Source organism: Bacillus sp. N6, assembly GCF_052805735.1.
The window spans coordinates 2,408,258-2,429,898 of sequence record NZ_CM127843.1; the positions used below are offsets into that span (position 1 = coordinate 2,408,258).

Genomic DNA, 21,641 nt, shown 5'->3' on the forward strand with positions numbered 1-21,641 from the left:
AATGGGAGACGTTATTGATATATATGGTTTATCACCTTTGCAAAAAGGAATACTGTTTCATACTTTATACGATCAAGATGATGAACATTCTTTTTCCTATATTGTACAAGTAGGTTTCTTGCTCGGGGGGCAATTGGATGTTGCTACTTTTGAAAAAGCTTGGGAATATGTTATTCAACGACATGAGGTTCTGCGCTCAGTATTTGTTTGGGAAGAAGTAGAAAAACCTCTACAAGCAGTTTACGAACGTCTTCCTTTTACTATTCATCAAGAGGATTGGAGTACCTATTCGCATGAGGAGAAGGAGAAGAAATTACAACAGTTTTTGACTGCAGATCGTAGGAAAGGATTTTTATTGGATGAAGCACCATTGATGAGAGTCACTGCGATTAAAGAAGCAAAAGAGGAAACGAGAATTATCTGGACACATCATCATATTTTGCTAGATGGATGGAGTGTGTCATTGGTCTTTAGTGAAGTGATGGAAGTTTATCTCAAGATGATAAAGGGAGAATTGTTGAATCTTCCTAAATCTCTTCCTTATAAAAAATATATTCAATGGATAAATAAACAAGATCAAAGTCAAGCAGAGGAATTTTGGAAAGAAGAATTAAAAGGGTTCTATGCACCCACTCCATTAGCAATGGAAAGAAAGGATCAAGGACAAGAGAAGGGTTATGGAGAGTTTGCTTATCAAGTATCTGAGGAACTTACTGAGAGTTTACAAAAGTGGGTACGAAATAGTCGATTAACGTTGAATACGTTAGTACAAGGTGCATGGGCTTATTTGCTGAGTAGGTATAGCGGTGACAGTGACGTCGTATTTGGCGTAACTAGCGCTGGACGTCCTACTGATTTAATAGGAGCAGAGAATATGGTGGGGCTATTTATTAACACATTACCTACCAGAATTCGATTAACGGATAATGCATCAGTAGTAGATTGGCTTCGTAAAATACAAATGAAAGAAATGGAACGAAGACAGTATGAGTATAATTCGTTGATAGATATTCAAGGCTGGAGTGAGGTTCCGCGAAATTGCTCCTTATTTCATACCTTGTATGTGTTTGAAAATTATCCAATTCAAGGTGAGAGAAATGATGATTTAAGATTACTAGATGTTACAAGCACGGAACAAACAAATTATCCTTTAACACTCATTGTAATGCCCGGTAAGAAAATTACTTTAAAGTTGATGTATGATCGAAGCTATTTTAATGAAGAAACAATAAATCTGATTCAGAATCACTTATTGCAAATATTAATTCAGATGACGAAGAGCCTAGATTCAAAACTATTTGAAATTACTCATTTAACAGAAGAAGAACAGATACAGTTACTAGAGGAATGGAATCATACTCAATTTAATTATTCGGCTGAAGGCATGATTCATACGATGTTTGAGGAGCAAGTTAAAAAAACACCGGAAGCAATCGCGGCTAGTTACGAAAATGAACAAATTACCTATAAAGAGTTGGAGAAGCGTGCAAATCAGCTAGCTCATTATCTACAAAAGCATGGTGTAGGCCCAGAGTCTCTAGTTGGGGTATATATGGAACGTTCATTACAAATGATGATAGCGTTATTAGGTATTCTAAAATCAGGAGCAGCGTATGTTCCACTTGACCCTACTTATCCAGAGAGTCGACTTCGATATATATTAGAGGATGCTGGAATCGAAGTACTAGTGACGGAAGAAAATTCTAAAAATTTGTTTGTATCTGAAAAAACAGAAACGATTTGTATGAATAAAGATTATACTGCAATTGAAAAAGAAGAATCAACCCCATGCATAAGTGGTGTAACAGGAGAAAATTTAGCGTATGTTATGTATACTTCAGGATCTACAGGGAATCCAAAGGGAGTAATGATTGAGCATCATTCAGTAATTAATTATCTAGAATGGATGCAACATAAATATCCGCTTTCTGAAAAAGATGTGGTCTTGCAGAAAACGCCATTCTCATTTGATGTCTCTGTTTGGGAATTGTTTTGGGGCATTCATGTTGGTGCAAGTGTATCTTTCCTACCTCCAGGTGGAGAAAAAGATCCTTCTATTATAGCTGAAGTGATTAAACAACATCAGGTTACTATAGTTCAATTTGTACCTTCGATGTTATCTGTTTTCTTAGATTACTTCAATCATATTGAATTGAACATGAATTGTTCGTCCGTACGCCATGTATTTTCTGGTGGAGAAGAACTAAGTTCAGGGTTAGTTAGACGTTTTCAACAGAAATGGGATTATAGTGGACAAGTGAAATTAACCAACTTTTATGGGCCAACTGAAGCCACTATTTATGTCAATGCATTTGATATTCAGCCTAATCAAGAATTTGTTTCTATTGGGCGGCCAATACAGAACACGCAATTATATGTATTAGACCAAAATCAACGCTTGCAATCAATAGGAATTGAGGGTGAGTTATATATTGGTGGTGCTGGTTTAGCACGTGGATACTTAAATCGTCCGAATCTTACTGCTGAAAAATTCGTTTCGCACCCATTTCGATTGGGGGAACGACTATATCGAACAGGAGATTCAGTAAGATATCTAACTGATGGAAATATAGAATTTATAGGTAGAATGGATCATCAAGTCAAAATGCGTGGTTTTAGGATTGAATTAGGTGAAATTGAAGCCACTTTAGAAAAATGTTCGTTTATTAAAGAGGCTGTCGTATTAGTTAGAGAAGATCGTCCAGATGATCAACGATTGGTTGCATATGTAATAAGCGATGGAAATACCCAAGAGTGGAGAGAGTATTTACAAAACCAATTACCGAATCATATGATTCCAGCGCACTTTATAGAGTTAGAACATTTCCCGCTTACTCCAAATGGGAAAATTGACCGAAAGGCCTTGCCAGCACCTGATGAGCAAGCTATTGAAGATTTAAATGTGCTACCCCGGACGCCATCGGAAGAGCTTATTGCCTCGGTTTGGAGTCAAGTGTTAGGAACAGAAAATATTGGTATTCAGGATTCCTTCTTTGAACGTGGTGGGCACTCACTACTTGCTACTCAAATCGTCTCTAGATTGCAAGAACTGTTCCAAATTAAAATTCCATTACGTGAACTTTTCAAGCACGATACAGTGGAAGCATTGGCGAAACGAGTGAATCAGTTACGAAAAGAAGATAAAAAACGAGAGGTTGCTCCTCTTGTACCTATGAAACGAGAAGGAGTTATCCCACTTTCCTATGCGCAGAAACGTCTATGGTTTATTGATCAATTAATGCCAAATAGTGCTATGTACAATATTCATGCAGCGTGTCGCTTAACAGGTAAATGGTCAATTGAAGCATTGGAGGTCGGATGGAATCAATTGTTGGAGCGTCATGAATCATTAAGGACGACAATTCTAGAACAAGAGGGTGAACCTTTTCAACAGGTTCAATCTCATGTGTTCAGACATATTCCTCAAACGAATCTAACAGATCTTTCTTTGGAAGATAGGGAAAGAGAAATGAAACGCCTTATTCAAAACGAGGCGGAGGAACCATTTCATTTTGGACAAGGTCCTCTTATTCGAACACGAATATTGAAAGTGGACAGGGAAGAATGGGTTCTCATTTGTACGATGCATCATATTATTTCAGATGGATGGTCAATGGGAATCTTACTTGAAGAATGGATGGCTTTTTATGAAGGAGCACTAACCGGAAAACCAGTGGAATTGAAGGAGTTATCTATCCAATATGCAGATTTTGTCATGTGGCAGAAGGAATGGCAAAAAGAGGAGAATTTGAATCAGCACCTTCAATATTGGAAGGAAGAATTATCTGGGGAACTACCGGTTTTACAATTACCGATGGATCGTCCTCGACCTGCAGTTCAAACCCATTGTGGTGCAAGTCAGTCCTTAATAGTGGCGAATTCCCTACAGGAAAAGCTCAAAGATTTAAGTTTGCAAGAAGGATGCACTTTATTTATGACATTGATGGCAGCGTATCAAAGCTTCCTTTCTCGTTATACAGGACAGGACGACATTATAGTTGGAAGCCCAATCGCTAATCGAAATGTGAAAGAGATTGAGGGATTAATAGGATTCTTTGCAAACACGTTGGTTTATCGAGCTGATTTCAGTGGAAATCCGACGTTCCAAGAATTATTGTCGCAGGTAAGAAAAAAAGCGCTAAAAGCATACGAGTATCAGGACATCCCATTTGAGAAAGTGGTAGAATTCGTAAAACCTGAACGGAATACAAGTCATTCACCAATATTCCAAACTATGTTTACTTTACAGAATACGAAACAAGAATTTCTTCAGCTATCTGAAAGACAAATGGAACTCATGGAAAGCCATGCTTCTGTTGCCAAATTTGATTTGAGTTTATTTGCTTCTGAGACGGAAGAAGGATTATCACTAACCTTTGAATATAATACTGATTTGTTTAATGATACAACCATTGAACGTATGGCAAGTCATTTTAAACATTGGTTAAATCAAATTGTCTCTCATCCAAAATGTGTATTATCAGAACTGAATATGTTATCGAAAGTAGAATATAAGCAACTACTAGAGGGATGGAATAAATCGCGTTTTATAGATATGGAAGAAAGTACGATTCATACAATGTTTGAAGAACAGGTGAAAAAAACACCAGAAGCAATTGCAGTAGTGTGCGAAGATGAAGAACTAACATATCGAGAGTTGGACGAACGCTCGAATCAGTTGGCACATTATTTACAAAAAAATGGTGTAACATGCGAATCATTAGTTGGGATTTGCGTTACACGTTCATCTGAGATGATTGTCGGTCTCTTAGGAATTATGAAGGCGGGAGGAGCATATGTCCCAATTGATCCAGCGTATCCGGAAAGTCGACTGCAGTACATTTTAGAAGATGCTCAAATAAAGGTACTGGTGACACAGGAAAAGTTACAACAAAAAATGGTTATACCTAAATTCGTCAACGTGATTTGTATTGATCGTAATCGAGCAGAAATAGAACAAGAAGTAACTACAGTATGTACGAGTGAAGTGACGGGCGATAACTTAGCCTATATTATCTATACTTCAGGTTCCACTGGAAATCCAAAGGGAGTAATGATTGAGCACAGGAATACAGTAACAATGATTCATTGGGCGCATCACACGTATTCTCGAAAGGAATTAGCGGGAGTGTTAGCTTCAACTTCGCTATCTTTTGATTTATCTGTTTTTGAAGTGTTTGTTCCCTTAACGATGGGTGGTAAGGTGATTGTCACTGAAAATGCTCTACATCTAGAGAAGTTGTCTTCCAAAGGTGTAACTTTGGTTAATACTGTGCCATCGGCAGCAAAGGAACTGGTTCGAGCAAAAACAATCCCTTCTTCGGTAAAGGTGATGAATTTGGCTGGAGAACCATTGCCATATTCGCTAGTTCAAGATTTATACGAGAGAGATACGATTGAAAAGGTGTACAACCTATATGGACCGTCCGAAGATACTACGTATTCCACGTATATGGAATTAGAAAAGGGTGTCATGCATAGAGTTCCACCAATTGGTAAACCAATATTCAATACAGAAGTATATGTACTGAGTGCCGAACAAAAAATGGTTCCAATTGGTGTAGTTGGTGAGCTATACATTGGTGGATCAGGGTTAGCGCGTGGATATTTAAACCGCCCTGACTTAACGCAAGATCGTTTTATACCGCATCCGTTTAAAGAAGGAGAGCGAGTATACCGGACTGGAGATCTAGTAAGGTATTTACCAGATGGAAATTTGGAGTATGTTGGACGAATCGATCATCAAGTAAAAATTCGTGGGTTCCGAATTGAACTAGGAGAAATTGAAGCGTCATTACAAAGGCATACATTAGTTAACGAAGCTATTGTGATGGTGCGGGAAGATTATCCTGGCGATCTGCGTTTGATCGCCTATGTTGTAGGAGACGGGGATGCTCAAAAGTGGCGTGATTATCTCAAGGATCAACTACCAAATTATATGATTCCAGCCTATTTTGTTGGATTAAATGCATTTCCACTCACTCCTAATGGGAAAATTGATAGGAAGGCCTTACCAGCGCCAGAGAGACAGGAGATAGCAAGTGGTTATATTGCTCCTCGTACGTCTACGGAAAAAACAATCGTTTCGATATGGCATGAAGTTTTAGGCATGGAAAACATCGGAATTCAAGATTCGTTTTTTGAAATTGGTGGCCATTCACTACTCGCTACGCAAGCTGTTTCCAATCTTAAAGAGGCTTTTGAAATCGAGATACCATTGCATGATTTATTTATGTTTCATACGGTGCAGCAATTGGCAGAACAGATTGATCAATTGCTCTATAACAAAAATCAAGAAATGCAGAATGTAAGTCTTCAAGACTATATTCAAAAAGAAGCAGCAGTCAGTAATGATGAAGAATTACTAGAACTGCTTAAGCAATTAGAAGAGCTATCAGAGGAAGAAGCACATGGGATATTCGAGAGTAATTTGATTGAGGAAGGGGTAAAAAAATGAGAAGTGATTTACTTGCAAAGCTGAGTTCACTTTCTCCTGAGAAGAGAGCATGGCTTCAGAAGCAAATGCAAAAAAAGGAGAATAAAGAAGCACTCCCGTTGTCTTATGCGCAACAACGTTTGTGGTTTATGGACAGATTTAACCCAAACAGTTCTTTATATAATATTCCAACAGTATGGCATCTAAAAGGAAATTGGATACCTGAAGCATTAGAGAAGGGATTCAATCGACTCATTGAACGTCATGAATCATTACGAACTGTTTTTAAAGAAGTAGGAGAAGAGCCTGTGCAACAAATTCTCGAATTTCTTCCTAGAGCATTACCTGTAAGGGATTACTCTCAACTTCCTCTAAAAGTAAAAGAAAAAGAGGTAGATAGTTTAATTGCGAGAGAAGCGCAAGAACCATTTGATTTAATGAATGGTCCTTTAATTCGTAATCAGCTTGTTCAATTAGAGAAGGATGAATGGTTATTACTGTGTACGATGCATCATATTATTTCTGATGCTTGGTCCATTGGTATATTCATGAATGAATTACTTGCTTTCTATGAAGAAGAAATGGGTGGAAATCCTGCTAAATTAAGTTCATTATCCATTCAATATGCAGACTTTGCGAAGTGGCAAAAGGAGTGGTTGCAAGGTGATGTGCTAAATCGTCAGCTTACGTATTGGCAGGAAGAATTGTCTGGTGAGCTTCCTATCTTACAACTGCCAGTGGATCGACCTCGGCCGGTTAAGCAGACCTACTCTGGGGCTACGCATCATGTGATTTTTCCTTATAAATTGCTCAGTCAATTGAAGGATATAAGTCGACAAGAAGGATCTACTTTATTTATGACTTTAATGGCCGCATACCAGAGCTTTCTTGCTCGTTATACGGGACAAAAAGATATTCTAGTTGGTAGCCCGATTGCAAATCGGAACCATAAGGGAGTAGAAGGATTAATTGGTTTCTTTGTTAATACGTTGGTTTATCGATCAGATTTGAGTGGCACCCCTACTTTTCGGGAGATTTTGAACCAAACAAAGAAAAAGGCGTTAAAAGCATACGAATATCAAGATATCCCATTTGAAAAAGTGGTAGAAGCTGTGCAACCTGAACGAAGCATGAGTCATTCCCCTATATTTCAGACCATGTTTACGCTACAGAATATAAAACAAGAACGACTAGATTTTCCTGATAGAAGTATTGAAATGGTAGAAAGTAATATGTCTATTGCTAAATTTGATTTGAGCTTAACTGCCTATGAAGTGGAAGAAGGTCTATTCGTCTCATTTGAATACAACACGGATTTATTTGATAGTAGAACCATTGCGCGTATGGCAGTACATTTTGAGAACTGGCTAAATGAAATCACGTATCATCCAGATGAATCATATACAAAGCTGTCAATGTTATCGGATACTGAGCAAAAACAACTCCTAGAAGAATGGAATGATACCGACGTAGTTTATGGTCATGATCGTATGATTCATGAGCTATTTGAGCAACAAGTTGCACGGACACCTGATGCAGTGGCGGTAGTTTATGAGGGTGGAAAGCTAACGTATCAAGAACTGAATGAAAAATCGAATCAATTGGCACATTTTCTACAAAAACGAGGTATCGGACCTGAATCATTGGTTGGTATATGTATTGAACGTTCTCCTGATATGATTATTGGTCTCTTTGGGATTTTGAAGGCAGGTGGGGCTTATGTCCCACTGGACCCAAGTTATCCCGAAAACCGCCTAAGATATATTTTGGAGAATTCACAAATTCAAGTGCTGTTAACAAAAGAAACACTACAGGACTGGTTACCTAAAGATATTCAAGCAATTTGTTTAGACCGGGATCAAGTGATGATTTCTAAAGAGAGTAATTTAGCTCCGGTAAGTGGAGTAACAGCAAATAACTTAGCCTATATCATATACACTTCGGGTTCGACAGGAAATCCAAAGGGGGTAATGATTGAACATCATTCCGTTATCAATCGCCTACAGTGGATGCAGAAAAAATATCCATTGTCGGAGGAGGATACAATCCTACAAAAGACACCGTTTTCGTTCGATGTTTCTGTCTGGGAATTATTTTGGTGGTCATTTGTAGGAGCACGTGTTTGTTTACTTCCACCAGGAGGAGAGAAAGATCCTGCGGTGATTGAGGAGTATATTGAACGATACCGTGTATCCACCATGCACTTTGTTCCGTCGATGTTAACTACTTTCTTAGATTATATGGAACTATATAATTCGAAAAGGGATGTCTCGTCTTTAATTCAAGTTTTTACTAGTGGAGAAGCGTTAAACACTGAGCAGGTTCGCCGGTTTAAGGGGATCTTTTACAATGCTCAGCAAACAAAGTTAATTAACTTGTATGGTCCTACTGAAGCAACTGTGGATGTGACTTATTACGATTGTGATTTAGAAAAAGAACCAATGCTTATTCCGATTGGTCGTCCGATTAATAATACAGAGTTGTATGTGTTAGATCAATATCAACAAGTGGTCCCGATTGGTGTGGCAGGGGAACTTTACCTTGGAGGAGTAGGATTAGCACGTGGCTACTTCAATCGACCGGATTTAACTACTGAACGTTTTATTCCGCATCCCTTTAAGGACGGGGAACGATTATATCGAACGGGTGACTTGGTGAGATATATGAATGATCGTAACTTAGAATATATTGGAAGAATAGATAACCAAGTTAAAATTAGAGGATTCCGAATTGAATTGGGAGAAATTGAAGCAGCTTTACATGATCACTCATCTGTAAAAGAGGCAGTCGTGTTGGTGAAGGAAGATCGACCAGGAGATAAGCAGTTAATAGCTTATGTAGTGGGTGAAGGCGATACTGGGGAGTGGCGTGAATATCTCAAGAAGCAACTGCCACATTATATGGTTCCGGCATACTTTTTCAAAATTGAAGGTATGCCACTCACTCCAAATGGTAAGGTGAATCGGAAAGCCTTACTGGAATTAGAAGAACAGTTCATAAGTGAAGATATTACTTCATCACGAACACCAGTGGAGGAGCTTATCGTTTCCGTTTGGAGCCAAGTGTTAGGAATAAAAAATATTAATGTTCAGGATTCCTTTTTTGAAATCGGTGGTCATTCACTACTAGCTACTCAAGTAGTTTCACGTTTACAGGGAATTTTTCAAATCGAATTACCAGTACGTGAACTATTTGAATATACAACGGTGGAGTCACTGGCAAAGCGACTAGATCAGTTACGTAAAGGAGATAAAAAACGAGAGATTCCGCCGCTAATACCAATGAAACGAGGAGAAGCTATCCCACTATCTTATGCCCAACAACGCTTATGGTTCATTGATCAATTTACACCTAATAGTGCCCTTTACAATATGCCAATGGTATGCCGCCTTACAGGGAATTGGCTACTTGAAGCATTGGAAACGGGATGGAATCAACTAATAGAACGTCATGAATCACTGCGGACGGTCTTTCACGAAGTGAACGGTCAACCCGTACAGCAAATTGAACCGTATGCTTTTCAATCAATTCCGAAAACGGATTTAACTATGCTTTCTTCTGAAGATCAAGAAGAAGAAGTTAAACGTTTAATTCAACAAGAAACAGAAGTGCCATTTGATTTAACAGAAGGTCCATTAATCAGGACAAGTGTTTTGCATGTGGGAGAGGAAGAATGGATACTCCTTTGTACTCTACATCATATCATTTCAGATGGATGGTCAATGGGAATCCTACTTGAAGAATGGATGGCATTTTATGAGAAAGCAATGGATGGAAAGGTAGCGGAACTTGAACCATTACCGGTTCAATATGCTGACTTTGCTCAGTGGCAAAAAGGATGGCTAAAGGAGGAGGTGCTTGATCAACAACTCCAATATTGGAGGGAAGAATTGTCTGGGGAGCTTCCTGTACTCCAACTTCCTATGGATCGCCCGCGTCCCGCAATACAAACTCATCACGGGTCGACATACACTCTGGTTCTGCCAGGCACGCTACATGATAAATTGAATGAACTTAGTCGAAAAGAAGGGGCTACACTCTTCATGACGCTTTTAGCTGCATATCAAAGTTTTCTATCTCGTTATACGGGACAAGAAGATATCCTGGTCGGAAGCCCAATTGCGAATCGGAATTATAGAGAAATTGAAGGACTAATTGGTTTCTTCGTTAACACGCTGGTTTATCGAGCTAATTTAAGTGGTAGACCGACATTTCAAGATGTACTATATCAGGTTCGTCAAAAGGCATTGAAGGCGTATGAATATCAAGATATACCATTTGAAAAAATTGTAGAAGTTGTGCAACCGGAACGAAGTACAAGTCATTCGCCAATCTTCCAGACTATGTTCATCTTGCAAAATATGAAACAAGAGTTTCCGATGTTATCTAGTAGAAGTATTGAAATGATAGAAAGCCATAGTCCAATTGCAAAGTTTGATTTAAGTGTAATGGCAACTGAGACGGAAGAGGGATTACTTTTTACTTTTGAGTACAATAAGGATTTATTCAATGCTACTACTATTGAACGGATGGCAGGACACTTTGAGAAATGGCTACATGAAGTTTCTCATCGCCCACAAAATCCGTTGCATGACCTGAGCATGCTATCAGAACCCGAACGTACTTTGTTATTAGAAACATGGAATGACACTGTAATGGAAATGTCTCATCAGGGTCTTATTTGCGACAGATTTGAGGAGCAAGTAGCAAGGCGTCCGGATGCGATTGCGGTAGTTGATCAAACAAAACAGTGGACTTATGGTGAACTGGATACACAAGCAAATCAGTTGGCAAATGTTTTACGGCGAAAGGGAGTAGCCCCAGAGTCAGTGGTAGGAGTTTATCTTCCGAGGTCAGCTGAGCTAATGGCAAGTTTACTAGGCATTTTAAAAGCTGGTGGAGCTTATGTTGTTTTAGATCCGTTATATCCAAAATCAAGGTTAGAATACATGATTGAAGATGCAGGAATTCAATTTGTAGTGACGGCGGAAGGACAAGAAGGACATTTCGCACACATCGAAATGGTGAGGTTAGAAGAACTAACAGTGGAAAGCGTAATCGCACCTACACGTCAAATAAATCCAGAGAACTTAGCCTATATTGTTTATACCTCTGGTTCTACAGGAAAACCGAAGGGGGTCATGGTTGAAAATCGCTCATTAATGAATATGGTTTCTTGGCATCAAGAAGTTTATCATATTTCAGCAGAGGATCGTGCGACTCAGATTGCAGGGGTTGCTTTTGATTCGGCTGTCCAGGAGATTTGGCCGTATCTAACTGCTGGCGCAGCACTCTACTTGTCAACAGAGGAACTGAGAATTAATCCAGAAGCGCTAAGGGACTGGCTCATCGATTCACAAATAACAGTTAGTTTTGCACCTACGCCTATTCTGGAAAGACTATTGAAATTATCTTGGCCAGATAAAACGGAGCTTCGTTTTATCATTACTGGTGGGGATCAATTAACGCAGTATCCATCTAACGATATTCCTTTTGCGGTAATTAATCAGTATGGTCCATCGGAAAATACCGTTGTTACCACAGATTGTTACGTACCCGTAGGAGTGACAACAGGTACGCCATCGATTGGTCGACCGATTGCGAATACAGAAGTTTATGTGTTAGATTCTCATCTTCAGCTAGTACCAATTGGTGTAATTGGAGATCTCTATATTGGAGGGAAGAGCCTTGCACGTGGATATGCTAATCGTCCGGATCTTACAAAGGAAAAATTTATTCCACATCCTTTCAAGTCAGGAGAACGTCTCTATTATACAGGAGACAAAGCAAGTTATCTTTCTGATGGTAATCTCCAGTTCCATGGACGTATAGATGACCAAGTGAAAATTCGTGGTTTCCGGATTGAATTGGGAGAAATAGAAGCTGTTTTGCAGGCGCATTCTTCTGTGAAAGAAGCTGTTGTATTGGCGCGAGAGGATAATCAAGGTGATAAGAGATTAGTAGCTTATGTAGTTGGTGAAGGAAGTGTCCATGAATGGCGAGAACATCTACAAACACATTTACCTAATTACATGGTTCCAACAAACTTTATTGAGATGGAATTTTTACCACTTACACCGAATGGAAAGCTTGATTTGAAGGCATTGCCTATACTTAGTGAACAATCCGCTGAAAATACTGTATACCCAAGAACTCCGCTGGAAGAACTTATTGCTTCAGTGTGGAGTCAAGTGCTAGGAATAAGAGACATTGATGTTCAGGATTCTTTCTTTGAGCTCGGTGGTCACTCTCTACTTGCTACACAAGTGGTCTCACGCTTACAGGAAGTCTTTCAAATCAAATTGCCAGTACGTGAACTGTTCGAATATTCAACGGTCGAGGCATTATCGAAACGAATAGATCAGTTACGTAAGGGGAGCGAAAAACGAGAAATTCCACCATTGATGCCGATGGAACGAGGGGGAAATATTCCACTGTCTTATGCCCAACAGCGCTTATGGTTTATTGATCAATTTGCACCTAATAGTGCACTTTATAATATGCCAATGGCATGCCGTCTTACAGGGAATTGGTTACCTGAGGCATTGGAGTTGGGATGGAATCAGTTGATAGAGCGTCATGAATCTTTGCGGACTGTATTTTATGAAGAGGATGGCCATCCTATGCAGCGGATTCAACCGTACGTTTTCCATCCGCTTCTGCAAATGGACTTAACTAAGCTTTCATTAGAGGAGCGAGAAAGAAAGTTGGAGCAATGGATTCAAACTGAAGTCGAATCTCCATTTGATTTAGAAAAAGGGCCATTGTTCCGTGGGAAACTCATAAGAATTTCAGAAGAAGAATGGGTTCTTCTATGTAATATGCATCATATTATCTCAGATGGATGGTCGATGGAAATCTTGCTTCAAGAATGGATGGCATTTTATGAGAATGCGATTGGTGAAAAACAAGCAGAGCTGGAACCACTACCAGTTCAATATGCCGATTTTGCTCAGTGGCAAAGAGAATGGTTGAAAGATGAAGTACTATATCAACAACTTGCGTATTGGAAGGAAGAATTATCCGGTGAGTTACCAGTCTTAATGTTGCCAATGGATCGTCCGCGTCCGCCAGTGCAAACCCACCATGGATTAACTCATAATGTTTTGTTATCGCGCTCATTACTGGATAAATTAAACGAACTAAGTCGTCAAGAAGGGGCCACACTTTTCATGACCTTATTGGCATCGTATCAAAGTTTCCTTGCTCGTTATACGGGACAAACGGATATTATTGTTGGCAGCCCAATTGCAAATCGAAATTATCGAGAAATTGAAGGGCTGATTGGTTTCTTTGTCAATACATTGGTTTATCGAGCTGATTTAAGTAATGCACCGGCATTTCAAGAGTTGTTGTCTCAAGTGAGGATAAAAGCATTGAAGGCGTATGAGTATCAAGATGTTCCGTTTGAGAAAATTGTAGAGGTTATCCAACCTGAACGAAATACAAGCCATTCTCCGATTTTCCAAACCATGTTTACTTTGCAAAATACGGGACAGAAGCTACCAGAACTACATGGAAGAAATATAGAAGTAATAGAAAGTAATGCTCCTATCGCTAAGTTTGATTTAAGTTTAACTGCTGCAGAAGTGGAAGAGGGTTTATTACTTACTTTTGTTTATAGAACTGATTTATTTGACAGCTTAACTATTGAATCCATGGCTGAACATTTTGGGAACTGGTTGAATGTAATCGTGGAGAATCCTGATAAATCATTAGCTAAGTTGCCTATATTGTCAGGATTACAGCAAAAACAGTTGGAGGAGTGGAATAATGATGCTGTAGCATATCCACAGGAAAGTACGATTCATCAGCTGTTTAAAGAGCAAGTAAATCGTACACCTGATGCGGTAGCAGTGGTAGATGAAAAACAGAAGCTAACGTATCGAGAGTTGAATGAAAAAGCTAATCAATTGGCCCACTATCTTCAGCAATGCGGGATTGGGAATGAATCATTGGTTGGACTTTGCTTTGAGCGTTCAGTTGAGATGATTGTTAGTATTATGGGGATTTGGAAGGCTGGAGCAGCCTATGTTCCATTAGACCCATCATATCCAGAAAGTCGCCTACGATATATTTTGGAGGACACTGGAATTCAAGTATTAGTTACGAATGAGTCATTGGAAGACTGGATACCTAAAGAAATCAAGATAGTTTGTCTAGATAGGGATCAAGCAATGATTTCACAAGAAAGCATTCTTTCACCAAAATGTGAAGTAACAGGAGAAAACTTAGCGTATGTTATCTATACTTCAGGATCAACGGGGAATCCAAAGGGTGTCTTGATACAGCATCATTCTGTACTAAACTTGTCGCATGGTTTACAAAAAGAGGTTTTCGAACATGAGATACCATCTAACATGCATGTCGGTTTAAATGCGTCAATTGCCTTTGATGCATCTATCCAGCAATTACAAATGCTGCTTTATGGTTCAAGTTTGTATATTATTCCGAATGAAGTACGAAGTGATCCGGAGAAGTTTGTAGCTTATATTAGGGAGAACAAGTTAGAAATCTTTGATGTAACACCTTCATTGCTTCAATTACTTATAGATGCCGGATTGTTAGAAACGTGCGATGGCGTTCATGTTCCAAGTAAGGTACTGGTTGGTGGTGAAGCAATTATGCCGTCATTATGGGAACAGCTAGTAGAGACTGATAAAATACAGTTTTATAATGTATATGGTCCTACAGAATGTACGGTTGATGCAACATGCTATCATATCAAAAAAGATAGTAAGAGAGTAACAATTGGGCGTCCATTGCCTAACGTCCAAACTTATGTATTAGATAGTAATAGGTTGCCAGTTCCAGTTGGTGTGATGGGGGAACTTTATATCGGAGGAGTAGGTCTAGCAAAGGGGTACTTGAATCGTCCAGAGTTAACATCCGAACGATTTATTTCTCATCCATTCAAAGAAGGCGAGAGGTTATATAGAACAGGCGATCTTGTGAGATATCTTCCTGATGGTAATATAGACTACTTAGGAAGAATGGATAATCAAGTGAAGATTAGAGGATTTCGAATCGAACTTGGGGAGATTGAGTCGACTTTACAAGAGCATGACTTGGTAAAAGAGGTAGTTGTAATAGTTAGGGAAAATCAGTCGGGAGATAAGAGGTTAGTAGCTTATGTAGTGGGCGAAGGTAGTGTAGAAGAATGGCGAGAGTATCTTAAAACAAAACTGCCAATCCATATGATACCTTCCTACTTTGTCGAAATGAAAGAATTACCGCTAACCATAAATGGAAAGGTTGATCGGAAATCGTTACCTATACCAGATTATCAAGGAATACAAGAAGGCTACGTGGCCCCAAGAAATGAACGTGAACATAAGCTTTCTATCATTTGGGAACGTGTGCTAGGTTCAAAACGTATTGGTATTTATGATAACTTTTTTGAAATTGGTGGAGATTCAATTCTTAGCATTCAGATTGTCTCTCGCGCAAAGCAAGCTGGTTTACAGTTGACACCAAAACAACTATTTGAACACCAAACGATTGCTGAGTTAGCGCAAGTAGTCAAAGAAGAACAAGGTGTACAAGCTGAACAAGGAATTATAACTGGAGAGACGATACTTACACCTATTCAGCAAAGGTTTTTTGCACAAAATCATCCTAATCCACATCATTGGAATCAATCCATGTTCTTTAGAACGAAAGAAAAATTGGACATAGGATCACTGGAAAAGGCAGCGCGTAACCTTCTACTTCATCATGATGCCCTGCGTTTAAGATATGAACGTTTACCTAATGGGACTTGGGAACAGTGGAATGAAGGAATTGAAGAACAATTGATGCTGACTGTCATTTCATTAGACGAAGTGCCGGAAGCGGATTGGCATGAAGTTATTCAAAAAGAGATTAATGTTGCACAAGAAAGATTGAATTTACATGATGGTCCTTTAATGAGAATGGTGTATTTTGATGAAGGTGAGGAGACTGGTCGATTATTTTGGACAATTCATCACTTAGCCGTGGATGGTGTTTCTTGGCGAATTTTATTGGAAGATTTGCAAACAGCATATACGCAAGCGGTCCAAGGGCAAAAAATTCAATTACCTATGAAGAGTACATCTTTTAAAGAATGGTCGGAGAAATTACAACATTACGCTCAAACTGGAATATCAAAAGAAGTGCTACATTACTGGGAGCAGCAGGTTGAACAAGACGTAGTTATACTGCCAGTAGATGGTACTATAAGTAATCCAGTAAGCGCAGTAACTGAGGAAATTACTGTGGTGTTAAATGAGAATGAGACCCGTATGTTATTGCAAGAGACTTTAAGCACTCACCGTGTCCAAATCAATGAAGTATTATTAGCAGCATTGGTACAAGCTACAGCAGCATGTACGGGGCAGCCGATATTAAGCGTAGATTTAGAGGGACATGGTCGAGAAGAGATTATTGAAGATGTTGATTTATCGAGAACTGTGGGATGGTTTACAAGTATTTACCCAGTTCATTTAAATATTACTAGTGCTAATACGCCAATTGAAGCATTAAAAGCAGTTAAAGAACAAGTTCGCAAAATTCCTAATAAGGGTGTTGATTATGGGGTGTTGCGTTACATGAACGCAACAATGTGTGAGCCATTAAGCTCCCAATATACACCGTCTATTAGTTTTAACTATCTTGGACAATTTGACCAAATGTTTTCTAGCGATGCAATGTTTATTCCGGAGAACGAATTTAAGCGTTTAGATCATGCTGCCGGTTCCAAGCGATCGCATGTAATTGATGTAATTGGGGTCGTAACGGATGGAAAACTTCAGTTCACTTGGGTATACAATGTTGGACAATTTGCCAAATCAACGATTCAAAGTATTGCACAGAATATGCTATATCAACTGAGTAGATTGATTCAATCTTCAGATAGAGAATCTGCACTGACCATTTCGGATTTTGCAATGGCTAATCTTAGCCAAGAAGGTTTGACAAATGTACTAAATAAAATGCATCGTGGAAAGAAAAATCAGATTACTGATTTATATCCACTATCACCTTTGCAAGAAGGTATGATTTTCCACACATTGCATGACCAAGGGGATGAACATGTTGCACCGTATATAGTGCAATTGAGTTTTATGATTCGAGGAAAAATGAATATTCCTACATTTGAGCAGGCGTGGAAATCTGTAATTCAGCGGCATGAAATTTTTCGTACAGCATTTGTATGGGACGAAATTGAAGAACCTGTACAAGTGGTGTATGAAAATATCCCATTTAAAGTGAATAAAGAAGACTGGCGTACAATGACAAGTGAAGAGATAGAGGAAAAAAGAAAAGTCTTTTTGGCATTAGATCGAAAACAAGCCTTCCAATTTGATGAAGCACCATTGATGCGGGTAACAGTCATTCAAGAAGGTGAGGAAGAATATCGGATTGTTTGGACCCATCACCATATTTTACTGGATGGATGGAGTTTACCATTGGTATTTAATGAATTACTTACAGTCTATCAGAAGAGAATGAATGGAGAAGCTGTGAAGTTACCTAAGTCCTCACCATATAAGAAATATATCCAATGGTTAAGAGAGCAAGATAAGGAGCAGGCGGAACAATTCTGGAGAGAGAAGCTAAAAGGTTTTACTGCGCCAACTTTGCTGGGCTTAGAAAGTAAAGAGGAAGAAAAAGGTTACACAGAGAAGGTTACGTATTTATCAGAAGAGCAGACTCAAGCGTTACAAGGATGGGCGAAACGCAATAAACTTACTTTGAGTACAGTAATTCAAGGTGCATGGGCATATCTCATGAGCCGATATAGTGGAGAAAATGACATTGTTTTTGGTGTAACAAGCTCAGGGCGTTCTACGGAGATTATTGATGTTGAAAACATCGTAGGTCCTTTCATTACAACGTCACCGACGCGAATTCAATTGATGGATGATATAAAATTAATAGATTGGTTGCAGAAGATACAAGAGGAAGAGATAGAAAGAAGACAATATGAGTATGCTTCTTTGACAGAGATTCAGGGGTGGAGTGAAGTTCCTAGAGGAATACCGCTGTTCAATAGTTTATATGTGTTTGAAAATTATCCAGTGAAAGAGGAGTCTTCAGAAAATCTGGAAATTGGTGAATTGGAAGGGTTAGAACAAACCCACTACCCATTAGGGTTAGCTGTAGTTCCAGGAATCCAGTTATCGTTAAAGTTAATGTATGACCGTAGTAAGTTTAATAGAGTAACCATTGAACGAATGCTGGGTCATTTACACAAAGTGTTAATGCAAATGCTCAAAAACATTGATCAAAATCTATCGGAGCTAGTATATATTACGGAAGCTGAACAAAGAAAGCTATTGGAAGAATGGAATAATAATACTATATCCTATCCACGTGAGAATGCAATTCATCAACTATTCGAAGAGCAAGTAAATCGTACGCCTGACGCGGTGGCAGTGGTAGATGAAAAACAGCAACTAACGTATCGAGAGCTGAATGAAAGAGCTAATCAATTAGCCCATCATTTACAGAAATGTGGAATTGGGACAGAGTCATTAGTTGGCCTCTGCTTTGATCGATCAGTTGAGATGATTGTTGGTCTCATGGGAATTTGGAAGGCTGGAGCAGCCTATGTTCCATTGGATCCATCGAATCCAGAAAGCCGCCTGCAATATATTTTACAAGACACGGGAATTAAAGTGTTAGTTACAAATGAGGTATTACTAGGATGGATACCTAAAGACATCAAGACAGTTTGCCTAGATAGGGACCAAGCAATGCTTTCTCAAGAAAGCAAACTTTCACCAATATGTGAGGTAACAGGGGAAAACTTAGCGTATGTTATCTATACTTCTGGTTCGACAGGGAATCCAAAGGGGGCTTTAGTACAGCACCATTCTGTAATAAACCTATCCTATGGTTTACAAAAAGAAGTTTTCTCACATGACATACCTAGTAATATGCGCGTCGGTTTGAATGCGTCAATTGCCTTTGATGTATCTATTCAGCAATTACAAATGTTGCTTTATGGTTCAAGTATATATATTATCCCAAGTGAAGTTCGCACTAATCCGGAACAATTTGTGTCCTATATTAGGGAGAATAAATTGGAAATGTTTGATATGACACCTTCATTACTTCAATTACTTATAGATGGAGGATTGCTAGAAATAAGTGCTGATGTTCATGTACCAAGTAAGATATTAGTCGGTGGTGAAGCAATCATGCCGTCATTATGGGAACAGCTAGTAGAGACCGAAAAAATTGATTTTTATAACGTATACGGTCCTACAGAATGTACGGTTGATGCAACGTGTTATCATATCAAAAAAGATAGTAAGAGAGTAACAATTGGACGTCCGTTGCCGAACGTTCAAACTTATGTATTGGATAAAAATTTGTTACCTGTTCCAGTTGGTGTAACAGGTGAGCTATATATTGGGGGTGCAGGTATAGCGAGAGGATACTTGAATCGCCCAGAATTAACAGCAGAGCGATTTATCCGTCATCCATTTAATGAAGAAGAACGTTTATATCGTACGGGAGATTTGGTTCGTTATTTACCTGATGGTAATTTAGATTACTTGAGAAGAATTGATAATCAAGTGAAAATTAGGGGCTTTCGTATTGAACTTGAAGAGATTGAAGCGAGTATAGAGAGGCATCCATTGGTAAAAGAAGCAGTAGTTTTGGTAACAGAGGATAAATTAGGAGAGCAGAGATTGGTTGCTTATGTAGTTGGAGATGGTAGTATGCATGAGTGGCGTGAATATCTCAAGACACAAGTACCAAATTATATGGTTCCCGCTTACTTTATTAAGGTAGACGAGATTCCTCTTACAACAAATGGCAAAGTTGATCGAAAGGCATTGAACAATTTAACTATTCATAGAGAAAATAACTTCTCTACACCAATCATTCCAAGGGATGAAATTGAATATCAGTTGATTGAAATCTGGCAGGATGTGTTACAGATAGAAGATGTCTATGTAAATGATGATTTCTTTAATAGAGGAGGACACTCTCTCCTTGTAATTAAATTAGTTTCAAAAATTAAGGAGAAGTTTGGAAAAGAGATTAAGGTGTCTACATTGATTAAGAATCCAACAGTGGAAGGAATCGCATGCCTTATTCGTGATAAGCATGATATGACGAAATCAGTAGTAGCGCTAGTTCCACTACAAGAATCAGAGAAAAGACCTTTCTTCTGCGTTCATCCGTTTATGGGGAATGTATTCTGTTACATTCAACTAGCAAGATTGCTTAAGAACCATTGTTCATTTTATGGTTTACAGAATCCTCTTATAGAAAAGAAAGAAATTGACGAGTTAACTTTGCCGGAAGTAATTCAACTTTACATCGAAGAAATAAAAAGTGTTCAGCCAGAAGGTCCATATCGTCTTGGAGGATGGTCTTTAGGCGGTGCAATTGCTTATAAAACCGCAACTGTACTAAAGAATCAAGGTGAGGAAGTTGAGTTGTTGATACTAATGGATACTAAAGTACCTTCAGAGCAGGACTATAAAACAACGGAGGATATGCTCTCATATATATATGAGCATTTCATTCCTAGAGATTTTACTGAGCAGGGGGAAGGCCTCTTCCATGAAGAAGATATGCTTGTAGAGCGATTAATTATGGAGGGAGTACTCCCGCCTGATGCAGATCTTATGAATTTGAAGCAAGTTATCAATGCTCATAGGAAATGCCTGAACTTAATGGCAGAGCATGATTTAATACCATACTCTGGAGAAGTTCTCTACTTTAGTGCTGAGGAAGGAAAAGAGTTGTTTACAGATTGGGGACCTTTATTAAAAGGTAGAGTAAATAGGTATTCAGTCCCTGGATCACATGAGGAAATAGTAGATTCACCTGCAGTTGAAAAAATAGCTATGTATCTACTAAATGAATTTGAAGGAATAAAAGAGAAGTCCATTTTATTAACGGAAAAGTAGAGAGTATAAAAGATGCAAAGCAATGAACGCAAAGGGGAGACCAATACCTGCATATCAAGTGTAGGGAATAATGAATATATTAAGAGCATTACTTTTTAAGGGGATAATGTAAAAAGTAATTGGTAGAGACATAGAAATCTTTGTAATAGAAGCGAATGCCTGATGATATTACTGAGGGAAGGTGCATATTTTCATTGATATGTAAATATGCACCTTTTCTATTGTATATGCAATTTAATAAAGTTAATTTGAGTTTCTGTAACGTTCATATATGAAGCCATTCTTTAAAAAAGGACGTGATTTAT

2 protein-coding genes are annotated in these 21,641 nt (G+C 38.6%); both read left to right on the forward strand.

Annotated features, from left to right (window positions below):
• The first annotated feature begins 1 nt into the window (after position 1).
• Positions 2-6,457: a non-ribosomal peptide synthetase gene (locus tag ACUXVC_RS12460; protein ID WP_095690902.1), complete on the forward strand. Its 6,456-nt coding sequence runs from the start codon at positions 2-4 to the stop codon at positions 6,455-6,457.
• Positions 6,454-21,336 (forward strand): non-ribosomal peptide synthase/polyketide synthase, encoded by a 14,883-nt coding sequence (locus tag ACUXVC_RS12465; RefSeq protein WP_446026106.1) that lies wholly within the window; start codon positions 6,454-6,456, stop codon positions 21,334-21,336. Before ACUXVC_RS12460 ends, ACUXVC_RS12465 begins: the two co-directional genes overlap by 4 nt.
• The last annotated feature ends 305 nt before the right edge of the window (positions 21,337-21,641 follow it).

Coding starts and splice junctions, on each gene's coding strand:
- ACUXVC_RS12460 (WP_095690902.1), top strand. CDS start 2: ATGGGAGACGTTATTGATATATATGGTTTATCACCTTTGCAAAAAGGA.
- ACUXVC_RS12465 (WP_446026106.1), top strand. CDS start 6,454: ATGAGAAGTGATTTACTTGCAAAGCTGAGTTCACTTTCTCCTGAGAAG.